Origin of the sequence: Streptomyces katrae, assembly GCF_002028425.1 — a bacterium.
GTDB lineage: Bacteria > Actinomycetota > Actinomycetes > Streptomycetales > Streptomycetaceae > Streptomyces > Streptomyces katrae_A.
This window is the reverse complement of the sequence record NZ_CP020042.1, coordinates 1200409-1215493: the sequence shown is the minus strand read 5'-3', so window position 1 is coordinate 1215493 and position 15085 is coordinate 1200409. Positions and strand designations below refer to the sequence as shown.

The following is a 15085-nucleotide window of genomic DNA, read 5'->3' as shown; positions in this document are numbered from 1 at the left end:
GACATACCCCCCAGGGGTAAAGAAGGCCCGATGAAGGGAAGCGATCGCCGTGCCCGGTTACACCTCCCACAAGGACGACGTCCTCAAGCGGCTGCGCCGCATCGAAGGCCAGGTGCGCGGCCTCCAGCGCATGGTCGAGGAGGGGACGTACTGCATCGACGTGCTCACCCAGGTCAGCGCCGCCACCAAGGCCCTGCAGTCCTTCGGGCTGACCATGATGGAGGACCACCTGCACTCCTGCGTCGCCGACGCCATCGCCGAAGGCGGGGACCAGGCCCGCGGCAAGGTGGAGGAGGCCTCGCGGGCCATCGCCCGCCTGGTCCGCGCCTGAGGCGGCGCGCCCCGGTGCCGGGCGCCCGCCCGCCGCGCACACGCATCCGGGCCGGCCCCCCGAGGGGGCCGGCCCGGACGTGGTGCGCCGAAGGCGCGGAGGACGGGTCAGACGAGGTCGAAGCGGTCCAGGTCCATCACCTTGGCCCACGCCGCGACGAAGTCCTTGACGAACTTCTCCTTCGCGTCGTCGCTCGCGTAGACCTCCGCCAGGGCGCGCAGCTCGGAGTTGGACCCGAAGACCAGGTCCGCCCGGCTGCCCGTCCACCTGACCGCGCCCGTGGAGGCGTCACGGCCCTCGAAGGAGGTCTCGTCCTCGGAGACCGCCGTCCACGTCGTGCCCAGGTCGAGCAGGTTGACGAAGAAGTCGTTGGTCAGCGTCCCGGGGGTGTCCGTGAGGACGCCCAGCGAGGACTGCCCGTGGTTCGCGCCGAGGACGCGCAGGCCGCCGACGAGGACCGTCATCTCGGGCGCGCTCAGCGTCAGCAGGTTCGCCTTGTCGAGCAGCAGGTACTCGGCCGGCAGCCGGTTGCCCTTGCCCAGGTAGTTGCGGAAGCCGTCGGCCGCCGGCTCCAGCGCGGCGAAGGACTCCACGTCCGTCTGCTCCTGCGAGGCGTCCACCCGGCCCGGGCTGAAGGGCACCTCGACGTCGAAGCCCGCGTCCTTCGCGGCCTTCTCGACGGCCGCGCCGCCCGCGAGCACCACCAGGTCGGCCACCGAGACCTGCCGGCCGTCCGAGCGGCCCTCGTTGAAGGAGCGCCGGATCCCCTCCAGGGTGCGCAGCACCGCGGCCAGCCGGTCGGGCTCGTTGACCTCCCAGCCGATCTGGGGCTGGAGGCGGATGCGCCCGCCGTTGGCACCGCCGCGCTTGTCGCTGCCGCGGAAGGAGGAGGCGGCCGCCCAGGCGACGGACACCAGGTCGGACACCGACAGGTCCGAGGCCAGCACGCGGGCCTTGAGGTCGGCGATCTCGGCTGCGCCGACGGGCTCGTACGTCCGGGCCGGCAGCGGGTCCTGCCACAGCAGCTGCTCGGCCGGCACCTCCGGGCCCAGGTAGCGGACGACGGGGCCCATGTCGCGGTGGGTCAGCTTGTACCAGGCGCGGGCGAAGGCGTCCGCGAACGCGTCCGGGTCGGCCTGGAAACGGCGCGCGATCGGCTCGTAGACCGGGTCGAAGCGCAGCGACAGGTCGGTGGTCAGCATCGTCGGGGCGTGCGTCTTGGACGGGTCGTGCGCATCGGGCACGGTGCCCGCCCCGGCCCCGTCCTTCGGCCGCCACTGGTGGGCGCCGGCCGGGCTCTTGAACAGCTCCCACTCGTAGCCGAAGAGGATGTCGAAGAAGCTGTTGTCCCAGGTGGTCGGGGTGTCGGTCCAGATGCCCTCGAGACCGCTGGTGATCGTGTCCCCGCCCTTGCCGGTGCCGTGCGCATTCGCCCAGCCCAGGCCCTGCGCCGACATCGGGGCGCCCTCCGGGGCCTCGCCGACGCTCTCCGCCGGGCCCGCGCCGTGGGTCTTGCCGAAGGTGTGGCCGCCCGCGATCAGGGCAACCGTTTCCTCGTCGTTCATCGCCATCCGATGAAACGTTTCACGTATGTCGCGCGCGGCGGCGATCGGGTCCGGGGTGCCGTTCGGGCCCTCCGGGTTCACGTAGATCAGGCCCATCTGCACCGCGCCCAGCGGGTCCTCCAGCTCACGGTCGCCGGTGTAGCGCTGGTCGCCGAGCCAGGTGGTCTCCGGGCCCCAGTACACGTCCTCGTCGGGCTCCCAGACGTCCGCGCGCCCGCCGCCGAAGCCGAAGGTCTTGAAGCCCATCGTCTCCAGGGCGACGTTGCCCGCCAGGATCATCAGGTCGGCCCACGAGAGGCTGCGCCCGTACTTCTTCTTCACCGGCCACAGCAGGCGGCGGGCCTTGTCCAGGTTGCCGTTGTCCGGCCAGCTGTTGAGGGGCGCGAACCGCTGCTGGCCGGCCCCGGCACCGCCGCGGCCGTCGCTGATCCGGTAGGTGCCCGCGCTGTGCCAGGCCATCCGGACCATGAAGGGGCCGTAGTGGCCGAAGTCGGCGGGCCACCAGTCCTGCGAGGTCGTCAGGACCTCCGCGATGTCCTGCTTGACCGCGGGGAGGTCGAGGGTCTTGAACGCCTCGGCGTAGTCGAACTCCTCGCCCAGTGGGTTCGCCACGGCGGGGTTCTTCGCGAGGATCTTCAGGTTGAGCGAATCCGGCCACCACTGGCGGTTTCCGCCGCCCTGGGTCGGGTGCGCGGCGCGACCGTGGGCGACGGGGCAGCCTTCGGTTTGCTTCTCAGACATGGGAATCCTTCCGCACCGGGGGGTGTCGCGGTGCACGGAAATCGCTGGAGTGTTTTCCTGTCCCTTGGCTATCGGCAGATCCGATCCTACGATGGACGGATTCCAAGTCAAGAAGCACGCCAGAGTACGCTTCCCCAGGAATGGGTGACCTATGAGTGACCTGCTGGAACGACTTCGAAGCCGCGGCTGGCGGATGACCGCGCAGCGCCGCGTCGTCGCCGAGGTCCTGGACGGGGACCACGTGCACCTCACCGCGGACGAGGTCCACGCCCGCGCGGCCGCGCGGCTGCCCGAGATCTCCCGGGCGACCGTCTACAAGGCCCTGGGGGAGCTGGTCGCCCTCGGCGAGGTCGCGGAGGTCTCCACGGACGGGCGCGCCAAACGCTACGACCCCAACGCGCGCCGGCCGCACCAGCACCTGGTCTGCTCCGGCTGCGGGACGATCCGCGACGTCCACCCGGCCGGGGACCCGCTGGCCGGATTCCCGGAATCGGAGCGCATGGGATTCACGGTGTCCAGGGTCGAGGTCACCTACCGCGGCCTCTGTCCGTCCTGCGCCTGATCACCTCCCCTCACGGTGAGTGGTCGTACCGGTCGTCCACAGGGCCCGGCCGACGGGACGGGAGTGTCCCAGGGTGCCGCTAGGCTTCTCGGATGGCCCTTTCGGACGCTTCCCCCCAGATCTCAGACGAGGTCTCCGACGCCTTGCGGGTGCTCCACCGCGTCTTCGGTTACAGCTCCTTCCGCGGTGAGCAGCAGGAGATCATCGAGCAGCTGATCGGCGGCGGCGACGCCCTCGTCCTGATGCCCACCGGCGGAGGCAAGTCGCTCTGCTACCAGATCCCGGCGCTCGTCAGAGAGGGCACCGGCATCGTGATCTCCCCGCTGATCGCGCTGATGCAGGACCAGGTGGACGCGCTGACCGCCCTCGGGGTCCGGGCCGGGTTCCTCAACTCCACGCAGGACCCCTACGAGCGGCAGGCCGTCGAGCAGGCCTTCCTCGCCGACGAGCTGGACCTGCTCTACCTGGCCCCCGAGCGGCTGCGCACCGAGGGCACCCAGCGCCTGCTCGACCGGGGCAAGGTCTCCCTGTTCGCCATCGACGAGGCGCACTGCGTCGCCCAGTGGGGCCACGACTTCCGCCCCGACTACCTCGCGCTGTCCATGCTGCACGAGCGCTGGCCCAAGGTCCCGCGGATCGCCCTGACCGCCACGGCCACCGAGGCCACCCACGCCGAGATCGCCGCCCGGCTCGGCCTGCAGGACGCCAGGCACTTCGTCGCCAGCTTCGACCGGCCCAACATCCAGTACCGCATCGTCCCCAAGGACAACCCGGCCCGGCAGCTCCTGGAGCTGATCCGCACCGAGCACGACGGGGACGCCGGCGTCGTCTACTGCCTCTCCCGCTCCTCCGTGGGGAAGACCGCCGCCTTCCTGAGGGAACAGGGCATCGACGCCGTCCCGTACCACGCCGGCATGGACGCCCGCGCGCGTGCCGCGAACCAGGCCCGGTTCCTGCGCGAGGACGGGGTCGTGGTCGTCGCCACGATCGCCTTCGGCATGGGCATCGACAAGCCCGACGTGCGCTTCGTCGCCCACCTCGACCTGCCTAAGTCCGTCGAGGGCTACTACCAGGAGACCGGCCGCGCCGGCCGCGACGGCGAACCCGCCACCGCCTGGCTCGCCTACGGCCTCCAGGACGTGGTCCAGCAGCGCAAGCTCATCGACGGCTCCGAGGGCGACGACGCCCACCGCCGCTCCCTCGGCATGCACCTCGACGCCATGCTCGCCCTCTGCGAGACGGTCGACTGCCGCCGGGCCCGGCTGCTGGAGTACTTCGGCCAGCAGGGCGCGCCCTGCGGCAACTGCGACACCTGCCTGACGCCCGCCGAGTCCTGGGACGGCACGGTCGCGGCCCAGAAGCTGCTGTCCACGGTGTGGCGGCTGGCCAAGGAACGGCGCCAGAAGTTCGGCGCCGGCCAGATCATCGACATCCTCCAGGGCAAGAAGACCGCCAAGGTCATCCAGTTCGACCACGACGCCCTCTCGGTGTTCGGCGTCGGCGCCGACCTCACCACCTCCGAGTGGCGCGGGGTCGTACGCCGGCTGCTGGCGCTGCGGCTGCTGGCCGTCGAGGGCGACTACGGCACCCTCGTCCTCACCGATGCCAGCGGCGAGGTGCTGGGCGGGCGCCGCACCGTCCAGATGCGCAAGGAGAAGAAGGCCCCGGCCGCCGCCCGCAAGGAGGGCGGCTCCCGCTCCGGCAAGGCCGCCCGCGTCCCCGTCGACCTCCCGGCCGCCGCCGTCCCGGTCTTCGAGGCCCTGCGCGCCTGGCGGGCCGCCACCGCCCGCGAACAGGGCGTCCCGGCGTACGTCGTCTTCCACGACGCCACACTGCGGGAGATCGCGACGCGGCTGCCCGCCAGCGTCGAGGAACTGGCGGGGATCGGCGGCGTCGGCGAGGCCAAGCGCGCCAAGTACGCCGACGGCCTCCTCGACGCCCTGGCCGCATGCCGGGCCGACGGGGCCGTGGCCACCGCCGCACCGGCTCCCGTCGCCGCGCCGCTCACGGGGCTGGAGCCCGCCGCACCCCGCCGGGCCGCGCCGCAAGCCGCCCCGGAGGAACCCCCCTTCGAGGAGGAACCGCCCTTCGACCCGGAGGAGATCGACCCTCCGTGGGACGACTGGCGCTGACCGCCGGGTGAGGCGGCCCCGCGGGGCCGCCTCACCGCCCCGGGCCCGTCAGGCCCCGACGTACGCCGCCAGGTGTTCGCCCGTCAGCGTGGAGCGGGCGGCCACCAGCTCGGCCGGCGTGCCCTCGAAGACGATCCGCCCGCCGTCGTGGCCGGCGCCCGGACCGAGGTCGATGATCCAGTCGGCGTGCGCCATGACCGCCTGGTGGTGCTCGATCACGATCACCGACTTGCCGGAGTCCACCAGCCGGTCCAGCAACCCCAGAAGGTGCTCCACGTCCGCCAGGTGGAGGCCCGCGGTCGGCTCGTCCAGGACGTAGATCCCGCCCTTCTCACCCATGTGCGTGGCCAGCTTCAGCCGCTGCCGCTCTCCGCCCGACAGCGTGGTCAGCGGCTGGCCGAGGGTCAGGTAGCCCAGCCCGACGTCCACCAGCCGCTCCAGGATCCGGTGCGCCGCCGGGGTCCGCGCCTCGCCCGAGCCGAAGAACTCCTCCGCCTGCGCCACCGGCATCTCCAGCACCTCGCTGATGTCCCGGCCGCCGAGCCGGTACTCCAGCACCGACGCGTCGAACCGCTTGCCCTCGCAGTCCTCGCAGGTGGTGGCCACCCCGGCCATCATCGCCAGGTCCGTGTAGACGACCCCGGCACCGTTGCAGGTCGGGCAGGCCCCCTCCGAATTGGCGCTGAACAGGGCCGGCTTGACCCCGTTGGCCTTGGCGAACGCCTTGCGGACCGGCTCCAGCAGCCCCGTGTACGTCGCCGGGTTGCTCCGCCGCGAACCGCGGATCGGCGTCTGGTCCACCGACACCACCCCCGCCGAGGCCGGGACAGAGCCGTGGATCAGCGAGCTCTTGCCCGAGCCGGCCACCCCCGTGACCACCGTGAGCACCCCCAGCGGGACGTCCACGTCGACCCCGCGCAGGTTGTGCGCCGACGCCCCGCGGATCTCCAGCACACCCGACGGCTCGCGCAGCGACCCCTTGAGGGCGGCCCGGTCGTCGAAGTGCCGCCCGGTCACCGTGCCGCTGGCCCGCAGCCCCTCCACCCGCCCTCGAAGCACACCGTGCCGCCCGCCGCCCCCGCGCCGGGCCCGAGGTCGACGATGTGGTCGGCGATCGCGATCACCTCCGGCTTGTGCTCCACGACCAGCACCGTGTTGCCCTTGTCGCGCAGCCGCAGCAGCAGGCCGTTCATCCGCTCGATGTCGTGCGGGTGCAGACCGGTGGTGGGCTCGTCGAAGACGTACGTGACGTCGGTGAGCGCCGAGCCGAGGTGGCGGATCATCTTGACCCGCTGCGCCTCCCCGCCCGAGAGCGTGCCCGCCGCCCGGTCCAGCGCCAGGTACCCCAGCCCGATCTCCACGAACGAGTCCAGCGTGTGCCGCAGCGTCGCCAGCAGCGGCGCCACCGAGGGCTTGTCCAGACCGCTCACCCACTTGGCCAGGTCGCTGATCTGCATCGCACAGGCGTCCGCGATGCTGATCCCCTTGATCTTCGACGACCTCGCGCCCTCGCTGAGCCGCGTCCCCCCGCAGTCGGGACAGGTGGTGAAGGTGACCGCACGCTCCACGAACTCCCGGATGTGCGGCTGCATCGCCTCCTTGTCCTTGGCGAGCATCGACTTGCGGATCCGCGGGATCAGCCCCTCGTACGTCATGTTGATCCCGGCGATCTTCATCCGGACCGGCTCGCGGTGGAGGAAGTCGGCGAGCTGCTTCTTCGTGAACGAGCGGATCGGCTTGTCCGGGTCGAAGAGGCCCGACTCGCTGTAGAGCCGGTAGTTCCAGCCGCCCGGCTTGTAGCCGGGGATGGTGAGCGCCCCCTCGTTCAGGGACTTGGACTCGTCGAAGAGCTGGGCGAGGTCCAGGTCGGTGACCGTGCCCCGGCCCTCGCAGCGCGGGCACATGCCGCCGGTGATGCTGAACTCGCGCCGCTCCTTGACCGTCTGACCGCCGCGCTCCAGGGTGACCGCGCCCGCGCCGCTGATCGAGGCCACGTTGAAGGAGTAGGCCTTGGGGGAGCCGATGTGCGGGTCGCCGAGCCGGCTGAAGAGGATCCGCAGCATCGCGTTGGCGTCGGTGGCGGTGCCGACCGTGGAGCGGGGGTCGCCGCCCATCCGCTGCTGGTCCACGGCGATCACCGTCGTCAGCCCGTCCAGCACGTCCACGTCGGGGCGGGCGGCCGCGGGCATGAAGCCCTGGACGAAGGCGCTGTACGTCTCGTTGATCAGCCGCTGGGACTCCGCGGCGACCGTGTCGAACACGAGCGAACTCTTGCCCGACCCGGACACCCCGGTGAACACCGTCAGCCGCCGCTTGGGGATCTCTACGCTGACGTCCCTGAGGTTGTTCTCGCGCGCGCCGTGTACACGGATCATGTCGTGGCTGTCGGCGGCGTGCGGTACGGGCGACCGGTCGTTCGTCGTGCCCCTGCTCATCGTCTCTCCCTCGTCGGCGCGGCCGCGGCGGGCGTCCCTCGGCGCCCCGGCCGTTCCACGCTACGCGAGGGCCCAGGGCTCCCGCTTCTCCGAACGTGACCGGTCCGGACACGGGGCAGGGCCGGGCGGTCCTTCGCACCGCGGTCGCAGGGTTCCGGCCAATCGTGCGGCTCCTGCGGACGGGAGGGGGCGCGGGCAACGGGGGCCTCCCGGGCGCGAGGGCGGGCGGCCGGCGGGAAGGGCGGTGCCGCCCGTGCGTGCGGACTGGCGATCGGGAAGCCGGCAACGGCCCCGTGACCGGGGGTCCGGAACACCGCGGGATGACCGCTGCGCGTACTTCCGGTAAGGGTGGGGGTTTCGGCCGACCTGGCGGAGGGCGTCGGAGCCGCCCGCCCGAGGGCTCGCGCTAGTGTGCGTACGTGAACTCTCATGTCGTCATAGGTTTCGGACCCGCCGGCGCCGCCACCGCCCGGCTGCTCGTCGAGCAGGGACGCACGGTGAAGGTCGTCACCACGTCGGGCCGCAGCCCGGAGCCCGGGATCGAGCACGTCGCGCTGGACGCGAAGGACAGCGGGCGGCTCACCGAGGCGGTACGGGGCGCGGCCGCCGTCTACAGCTGCGCCGCACCGCCCTACCACCGCTGGGCGGCGGAGTGGCCGGCGCTGGCCTCCTCGCTCTGTACGGCCGCCGAGGAGACCGGAGCGGTCCTGGTCATGCTCGGCAACCTCTACGGGTACGGGCCCGTGGACGGCCCCCTGACCGAGGAGCTGCCCCTCGCGGCGACCGGTACCAAGGGACGGGTGCGCGCCGCCGTCTGGGAGCGGGCGCGGGACCTGCACCAGCAGGGCCGCATCAGGGCCGTCGAGGTCCGCGCCTCCGACTTCTTCGGACCCGGCGTCACCGACGGCGGGCACCTCGCGGCGCGGGTCATGCCGCCGCTGCTGCGCGGCAAGCCCGTCTCCACGCTCGGCGACCCGGACGCCCCGCACAGCTGGACCTACCTCCCCGACGTGGCCCGCGCCCTGGTGGAGGTCGCGGGCGACGAGCGGGCCTGGGGCCGGGCCTGGCACGTCCCGACCGAACCCGCGCTGTCCGTACGGGAGATGGTCGCCCGGCTCGCCGCCCAGGCGGGCACCGGACCGGTCGCCGTGCGCGCCGTTCCGCCCCTGGCGCTGGCCCTGGGCGGGCTGTTCTCCCCGCTGCTGCGCGAACTGAAGGAGATCCGCTACCAGTTCGACCGCCCGTTCGTGGTCGACTCCAGTGCCTACGAGACCGCGTTCGCGGCCCGGGCCACCCCCCTGGACCAGCAGGTCAAGGCGACGGTGGACTGGTGGCGCGAACGCCTGGCCACCACCGGGTGACGGTTGCAGTGAGAGGGATGAATTCCACAGTGGACCGCAGCGCAGAGCGGGAGGACATAGCCGTCGTCGGGATGGCGTGCCGGTTCCCGGGGGCGCGGAACCTGAACGAGTACTGGCGGCTCCTGACGGACCCGCGGGCACAGTTCGGCCGCATCCCCGACTCGCGGTGGCGCGTCGACGCCTTCCTCGGCGAGGACTTCCGCGACACCTCCGCCGCCTATACGGACACCATGGCGCTGCTGCCGGACACGGACCGCTTCGACGCGGCCCACTACGGCATCCCGCCCCGCCGGGCCAAGGCGATGGACCCCCAGCACCGGCTGCTGATCGACCTCGCCCGCGAGGCGGTCCAGGACGCCGGATGGGAGGCCGACGGCTTCGACCGCGAGGAGACCTCGGTGATCACGGCCCTCACCGACAGCGGCTACCGCGGCCTGACCACCCTCCGGATCCGTATGCGCCAGCTGGCCGGCGGGGAGTTCGGGGCACGCCCGGGCGATCCCCTCTGGGGGGAGACGGTCCGCGCCGTCGACGGGATGCAGGGCACCTCCGTGGCCGGGATCCTGCTCAACATGGGCCCGAACACGATCAGTTCGGTCTTCGACCTGCACGGCGAGAGCTATGCGCTGGACTCCGCCTGCTCCGGCGGGCTCATGGCCGTGGCCAACGCCGTCCACGCCCTGCGCTCCGGCCGTACCCGTATCGCCCTCGCGGGCGGCGCCCAGCTGGTCGTCACCCCCGACCTGCTCGTGGGGCTGTGCCGGATCGGAGCCATCTCGCGCACCGGACGCTGCCTGCCGTTCGGCGCGGACGCCGACGGCTTCGTCCTGGGCGAGGGCGCCGGGATGCTCGTGCTGCGGCCCCTGTCCGACGCGCTGGAGGCCGGCGACCGGGTGTACGCCGTGATCCGCGGGGTGGGCACCGCCAACGACGGGACCGTCCAGGGCGGTATGCACCCGCAGGCCGCCGGACAGCTGCGCGCCCTGCGCCGCGCCTACCGCGACGCCGGACTGACCCCCGGCGAGGTCGGCTACCTGGAGGCGCACGGCACCGGGACCACCGTCGGCGACCCCGTCGAGCTCGCCGTCCTGCGCGAGCTGCGCGGGCCGGACGCGGCCCCCGCCTACCTGGGGGCGGTCAAGGCGGTGGTCGGGCACTCGCTCAACTCGGCGGGGCTGGCCGGTCTGATCAAGTCGGTCCTGGCCGTGCAGCGCGGGGTGATCCCCCCGCAGCCGGAGTTCGCGCTCGCGGAACTCCCCGGCCTCCGGGCGGCGCGGCTGACCGTGCCGACGGAGCCCGTCACCTGGCCGCAGGGCGGCGGTCCGCGCCGGGCCGGCGTCAGCGCGTTCGGCTTCGGGGGAACGGGCGTGCACCTGGTGGTGGAGGAGCACACCGCCCCGCCGGCCCGCCCCGCGCCGTCCGCGGGCCCGTACGTGCTGGCCCTCAGCGCCCGCGACCGGGCCGGGCTCGCCCGGTACGCCCGGGACCTGGCCCGTACCGTCGCCGAGGACCGGCCCGCACTGGCCGCCGTGGCCGGCACCCTGGCCCGCCGGGCCCCCCTCGGGGAAGGCCTCACCGTGGAGGCGCACGGCGTCGACGAGGCGGTGGCCCGGCTGACCGGCGCGGCCGAGGCCCTGGAGGCGGGCCGAGCGCCCGGTCCGTCCGGCGAGGCGGCCGTACCGGCGGGGGACCGCGTACCCCCGTGCACCCTGCCGCCCAGCCCGCTGGCCCCGCGCCGGCACTGGATCGTGGACGAGGCGGCACGCGGGACGGCCGACCCCGACCCCGGGCAGGGCCGCTATCCCGGGCCGAACCCGGACCCCGAGCTGCACGCCGGCCCCGCGCCGCACCCCGACCCCGAGCCCGTACCGGTGGCGGAGCCGGCGCGGCCGCAGGCGCCGGAGCCGGCCCGGGCGGGCTCCGACGGGGCGGCCGCCGCGTCCATCGTCCTCGAAGAGGTGTCGCGGACCGGCGTCTACCCGCTGTCCGACCTGCACGAGGACCAGACGCTGATCGCCGACCTCGGCTTCGACTCCCTGATGCTGCACGAGCTGGACACGCGGATCGCGAACCGGGTACCGGGCTTCCGGACCGAGGAGATGTTCTCCCCGGACCTCACCGTCGGCCGGCTGATCGCCCTCGTGGACCCGGACCGCGGCGGCCCGCGGCCCTCCGCCCCGGAGGCGGACCCGCCGGCCGCCCCGCAGTGGAGCGCCGAGACGGCGACCGTCGACGAGTTCCCGGAGGTGGGCACGTTCGAACAGCTGCTGGACTCCATCACCGGGACCGGCGCGGCGTACCCGTACTTCCGGGTCCACGAGGGAACCATCCGCGACACCACGGTGATCGGCGGCCGCCCGTACCTGTCCTTCGGCAGCTACAACTACCTCGGGCTGTCCGGGCACCCCGCCGTCAACGAGGCCGTGCACCGGGCGGTGGACCTCTACGGCACCTCGGTCTCCGCGAGCCGCGTCCTGTCCGGGGAACGCGACCTCACCGTCCGCCTGGAACGGGCCCTGACGGAGTTCCTCGGGGTCGGGGACTGCCTGACGCTGGTGAGCGGCCACGCCACCAACGTCACCGCGATCGGCCACCTGGTCGGCCCGGGCGACCTCGTCCTGCACGACGCCCTCGCCCACGACAGCATCCTCCAGGGCTGCGCCCTCTCCGGCGCGGCGCGGCGCCCGTTCGCGCACAACGACACGGAGCGGCTGGAACACCTGCTGCGGCTCAACCGGTCCCGGTTCCGCCGGGTGCTGATCGCCGTGGAGGGGGCCTACAGCATGGACGGCGACCTCGTCGACCTGCCCGCCCTCATCGAGTTGAAGAAACGTTACGGCGCGCTGCTGATGGTGGACGAGGCGCACAGCATCGGCACGGTCGGCGAACGGGGCCGGGGCGTCGGCGAGTTCTTCGGGGTCGACCGCCGCGACGTGGACCTGTGGATGGGCACCCTCTCCAAGGCCTTCGCCAGCTGCGGCGGCTACCTCGGCGGCTCGGCCCGTATGGTGCGCTGGCTGCGCCACACCCTGCCCGGTTTCGTCTACAGCGTGGGCCTGACCCCGCCCAACGCGGCGGCCGCGCTGGCCGCCACCGAGCTGATCGCGGCGGAGCCGCAGCGGGTGGCCAAGCTCCGGCGCAACTCCGAGCTCTTCCTCGGTCTGGCCGCGGCCGCCGGTCTGGCGACCGGCTCCAGCGCCCACACGCCGATCGTGCCGTGCATCCTCGGGGACTCGGCCCGGACCCTGCGCGTCGCGGACGGCCTCTACGCGCGCGGAGTGACCGCCGACCCGATCTTCCACCCCGCCGTGGAGGAAGGGCTGTCGAGGCTGCGCTTCTTCGTCACCAGCGAGCACCGCGAGGAGGACGTCCGCCGGGCGGTGGCGGCGCTGGCCGAGGAGGTGGCGTCCACCGCCGGGGGGTAAGCGGTCCACGTCAGAACAGGGTCCGTTCGATCCGGCTGAGCACGGCGCTCGTGCCCGGGTCGCCGGTCTCGTCCGCCTCCGCGCCGGGGTGCGCCGCGTGCTGCTGCTCGGCGCCCTCCATCCGCTGGGCGAGCAGGTAGGCGATGATCTCCGCCTCCTGCTCCTGGACGTCGTCGTAGGTCGCGCGCAGGAGCATGTCGCGCACGAGGTCGGGGTCGAGGTCGGGGAAGAGGAGGCGGGCAGCCGCCTCGTCCAGCCCGCCGGCCCCGCGGTGGCAGCAGATGATGTGGCCCAGCTCGTGCAAGATGATGTGCTCCTGATGCGCGCTGGTGGTGTTGGCGTCGTAGAAGATCAGGTCCTCGTCACGCGCGGCGACCCACATGCCGCACGGGTGTGACGAGGGCATCTGCATCGGGACCAGGAGGATCGGCCGCTCGCGCGCCTCGCCCAGGTGGCGGCAGAGCTCGGCGACGTCGCTCACCTCGGGAAGGTCGAGTTCGGCGAGCCGCCGGGCGCCGGCCTTGCGGAGCTTCTTGAGCTGGCTGCGCCGGTCGTGATCGGCGGCCCGCTCCTTCCAGGCGCCCCTCATACGGGCTCGGAGGGGCCGGGGCCGTCGCCGGCGGCGGGGGAGTCCGCGACGGGTGCGTCGGTGACCGGCGGGAGGCCCTGCATCTGCCGGTACTGGTCCATGATGGCCGTGATGGCCGCGAGGTTCTCCTTCTTCATCCCGGCCGCGCGCATGGCCACGGCCCGGACGCCGGACTGCCGCAGCGCCTCGATGGCGGCGACCTGGCTGAGCACCGACTCGGCGACCTTGTCGTCGAAGAAGTAGGCGACCGAGACGCCGAAGAACTTGGCCAGGGCGGCCAGGAGGTCGGGCGACGGGTTGGAGCGCTTGCCCGTGCGCAGCTGCGACAAGTACACGCCCCCGGCCTTGAGCTCGGGGTTGGCCCGCTTCAGTTCCTCCGCCACCTCGGCGTTGGTCCAGTGCTTGCCCTTGGGGCGGACCGTCTTGAACAGGTCGTCAAGGCGCCTGGCGAGCAGGGGCCGGTCGTCGCACTCGGTCATGGTGATTCTTCCTCCCGTCACCTCCTCGGTATAGCCCTTGGCTATACGCCAGTTTCGCAGAATAGCGGTCAGTTGACAATTGGCCTGGACTCCGCCAACGTTGGGTCTCGCCGATAGCTGCCAGCTAACTCGTCACGGGGGAAGGACGACGGGTTGGCGGGCGGTGAAAGCGGACTGGCCCGGCCCTCGGGGGATGGGCCGGGCCAGTCCGGGCGATGGCCACCCGTCCGGCCCGCAACAGGAGGACGGGTGAACGGGGGAGGCCCGCCCGGTTTGACGGGGGATACAAACCGGGCGGGAGCTTCAACTCGCGGTGCCGAGTTTACTGTAGGCGGCCGCGACTTTGGTGAGCCAGGCGACTTCGGCCGTGAAGTTGTCCGTGTCCCGGTCGTCGAAGTCCCCGGCGTCCTTGTTGTCGTGCGGCATGGTCCCGGCCTGCTTGGCCAGCAGGGCCCGCTTGATCCGCGCCGCCTCCGTGAAGGCCTGCCGCGACTCCTCGTTCTCCTCCCTGCCCGCGCCCGCGGCCGAACCGCCCACGGTCGTGCGGTCGATGTACGGACGCAGGTCCCGCCACCCGTCGCGTATCTCGACGACCCGGCGGTGCAGCCGGTAGTCCAGGTCCGCGACGGAGGCGCCCGGAGGCTCCAGGGCGATGTCCGGGGAGGACTCGTACAGGTCCCGCCAGAGCGGGTACAGCGCCCGGTACGAACGGTAGCTCCGCCCCCACGCCAGCAGCCTCGATGCCGCCGGACCCCACGAGGAGTTGGTGAGGCCGAGCGACAGGATGACGATGCCCGCCGCGCTGAAGAGGTTCGAGGCCAGCTTCCAGGCGCCGATGTCGACCCCGGCCGCGGCCGTCAGGATGTTGAGCGTCCGGCACGAGCAGTACAGGAACAGCACCACGGCGGCCACCCGCAGCACCCGCAGGGCCTGCCGCAGCGACTCGTTGTCCGTCATGCGCGCGTACGAGCCGCACTGGCGGAAGATGGTCACGCACGGCAGCGCCTGGGACGCCATGAAGGCCAGGAGGTAGACGAGGACCAGCGGCCGGCCGCTGCCCGTGTCGAAGTCCGACGCCGGCCGGGAGGTCCCGTCGGCGAGGAGGAAGAGCGCGACCAGGGCCACGTCCAGCGCGGTTCCGGTGATCAGCCACCAGCGCGTCTTGCGCCGCGCCTCCTCGTCGGACGCCGCCCACCGCAGCAGGATGATCTCCGCGGCGACGCAGTAGGCCACCGCCGACAGGTGCATGAGCAGGATGGCGAGGTTGCCGACCCCCAGGAAGCGCGGGCCGCCCATGGCGATGGCGCCCATGGTGAAGGTGAGGCACTGGAGGACCAGAGTGGTGATCAGCGTCCAGTAGGCACTGTCGTGCCGGCTGCGCCGAGCCTGGCACAGGCGGTAGATGAGCGCGGCGTACGAGGAGAGCGCCGCGATGACGAAGCAGAGGGTTCTGATGGTGTTCAAG

At 72.7% G+C, this 15085-nt stretch carries 9 protein-coding genes and 1 pseudogene; 5 read left to right on the top strand and 5 right to left on the bottom strand.

What is annotated here, in order from left to right; all coding sequences use genetic code 11:
- Positions 1 to 49 precede the first annotated feature (49 nt).
- The gene (locus B4U46_RS05525) at positions 50 to 331 is read left to right on the top strand and encodes a metal-sensitive transcriptional regulator (RefSeq protein ID WP_045947249.1); all 282 of its coding nucleotides are present in this window, start codon (positions 50 to 52) and stop codon (positions 329 to 331) included.
- Positions 332 to 438: 107 nt separating this feature from the next.
- Here B4U46_RS05525 and katG read toward each other — a convergent pair whose 3' ends face one another.
- On the bottom strand, positions 439 to 2637 hold the full coding sequence (gene katG, locus B4U46_RS05520) for a catalase/peroxidase HPI (RefSeq protein ID WP_079424572.1): 2199 nt from the start codon (positions 2635 to 2637) through the stop codon (positions 439 to 441).
- Between the two features lie 151 nt (positions 2638 to 2788).
- Between katG and B4U46_RS05515 the strand changes: the two genes are divergently transcribed.
- Positions 2789 to 3199, top strand: coding sequence for a Fur family transcriptional regulator (locus tag B4U46_RS05515; RefSeq protein ID WP_079424570.1), 411 nt, complete (start codon positions 2789 to 2791; stop codon positions 3197 to 3199).
- A 92-nt stretch (positions 3200 to 3291) separates the two neighbouring features.
- Positions 3292 to 5331 (top strand): DNA helicase RecQ, encoded by a 2040-nt coding sequence (gene recQ, locus B4U46_RS05510; RefSeq protein WP_079424568.1) that lies wholly within the window; start codon positions 3292 to 3294, stop codon positions 5329 to 5331.
- A gap of 48 nt (positions 5332 to 5379) precedes the next feature.
- On the opposite strand, the pseudogene B4U46_RS05505 reads toward recQ, so the two are convergent.
- A pseudogene (locus tag B4U46_RS05505) lies at positions 5380 to 7766 on the bottom strand (ATP-binding cassette domain-containing protein).
- Positions 7767 to 8185: 419 nt separating this feature from the next.
- On the opposite strand from B4U46_RS05505, the gene B4U46_RS05500 reads away from it, so the two are divergent.
- Both B4U46_RS05500 and B4U46_RS05495 read left to right on the top strand, forming a co-directional pair.
- On the top strand, positions 8186 to 9127 hold the full coding sequence (locus tag B4U46_RS05500; protein WP_079424567.1) for an NAD-dependent epimerase/dehydratase family protein: 942 nt from the start codon (positions 8186 to 8188) through the stop codon (positions 9125 to 9127).
- A 17-nt stretch (positions 9128 to 9144) separates the two neighbouring features.
- On the top strand, positions 9145 to 12552 hold the full coding sequence (locus tag B4U46_RS05495; protein WP_079424565.1) for an aminotransferase class I/II-fold pyridoxal phosphate-dependent enzyme: 3408 nt from the start codon (positions 9145 to 9147) through the stop codon (positions 12550 to 12552).
- A gap of 10 nt (positions 12553 to 12562) precedes the next feature.
- Here the strand turns inward: B4U46_RS05495 and B4U46_RS05490 are convergent, their stop codons facing one another.
- The 3 genes from B4U46_RS05490 to B4U46_RS05480 all read right to left on the bottom strand — a co-directional run bounded on the left by B4U46_RS05490 (position 12563) and on the right by B4U46_RS05480 (position 15084).
- Positions 12563 to 13141 carry a toxin gene (locus B4U46_RS05490; protein WP_079424563.1) on the bottom strand — a complete coding sequence of 193 codons (579 nt, stop codon included), beginning with the start codon at positions 13139 to 13141 and terminating at the stop codon, positions 12563 to 12565.
- A complete protein-coding gene (locus tag B4U46_RS05485) occupies positions 13138 to 13620 on the bottom strand; it encodes a helix-turn-helix domain-containing protein (protein WP_079424561.1) in 483 nt (160 codons plus the stop codon). Before B4U46_RS05485 ends, B4U46_RS05490 begins: the two co-directional genes overlap by 4 nt.
- 303 nt (positions 13621 to 13923) lie before the next feature.
- A complete protein-coding gene (locus B4U46_RS05480; RefSeq protein ID WP_079424559.1) occupies positions 13924 to 15084 on the bottom strand; it encodes an MAB_1171c family putative transporter in 1161 nt (386 codons plus the stop codon).
- Between the last annotated feature and the right edge of the window lies 1 nt (position 15085).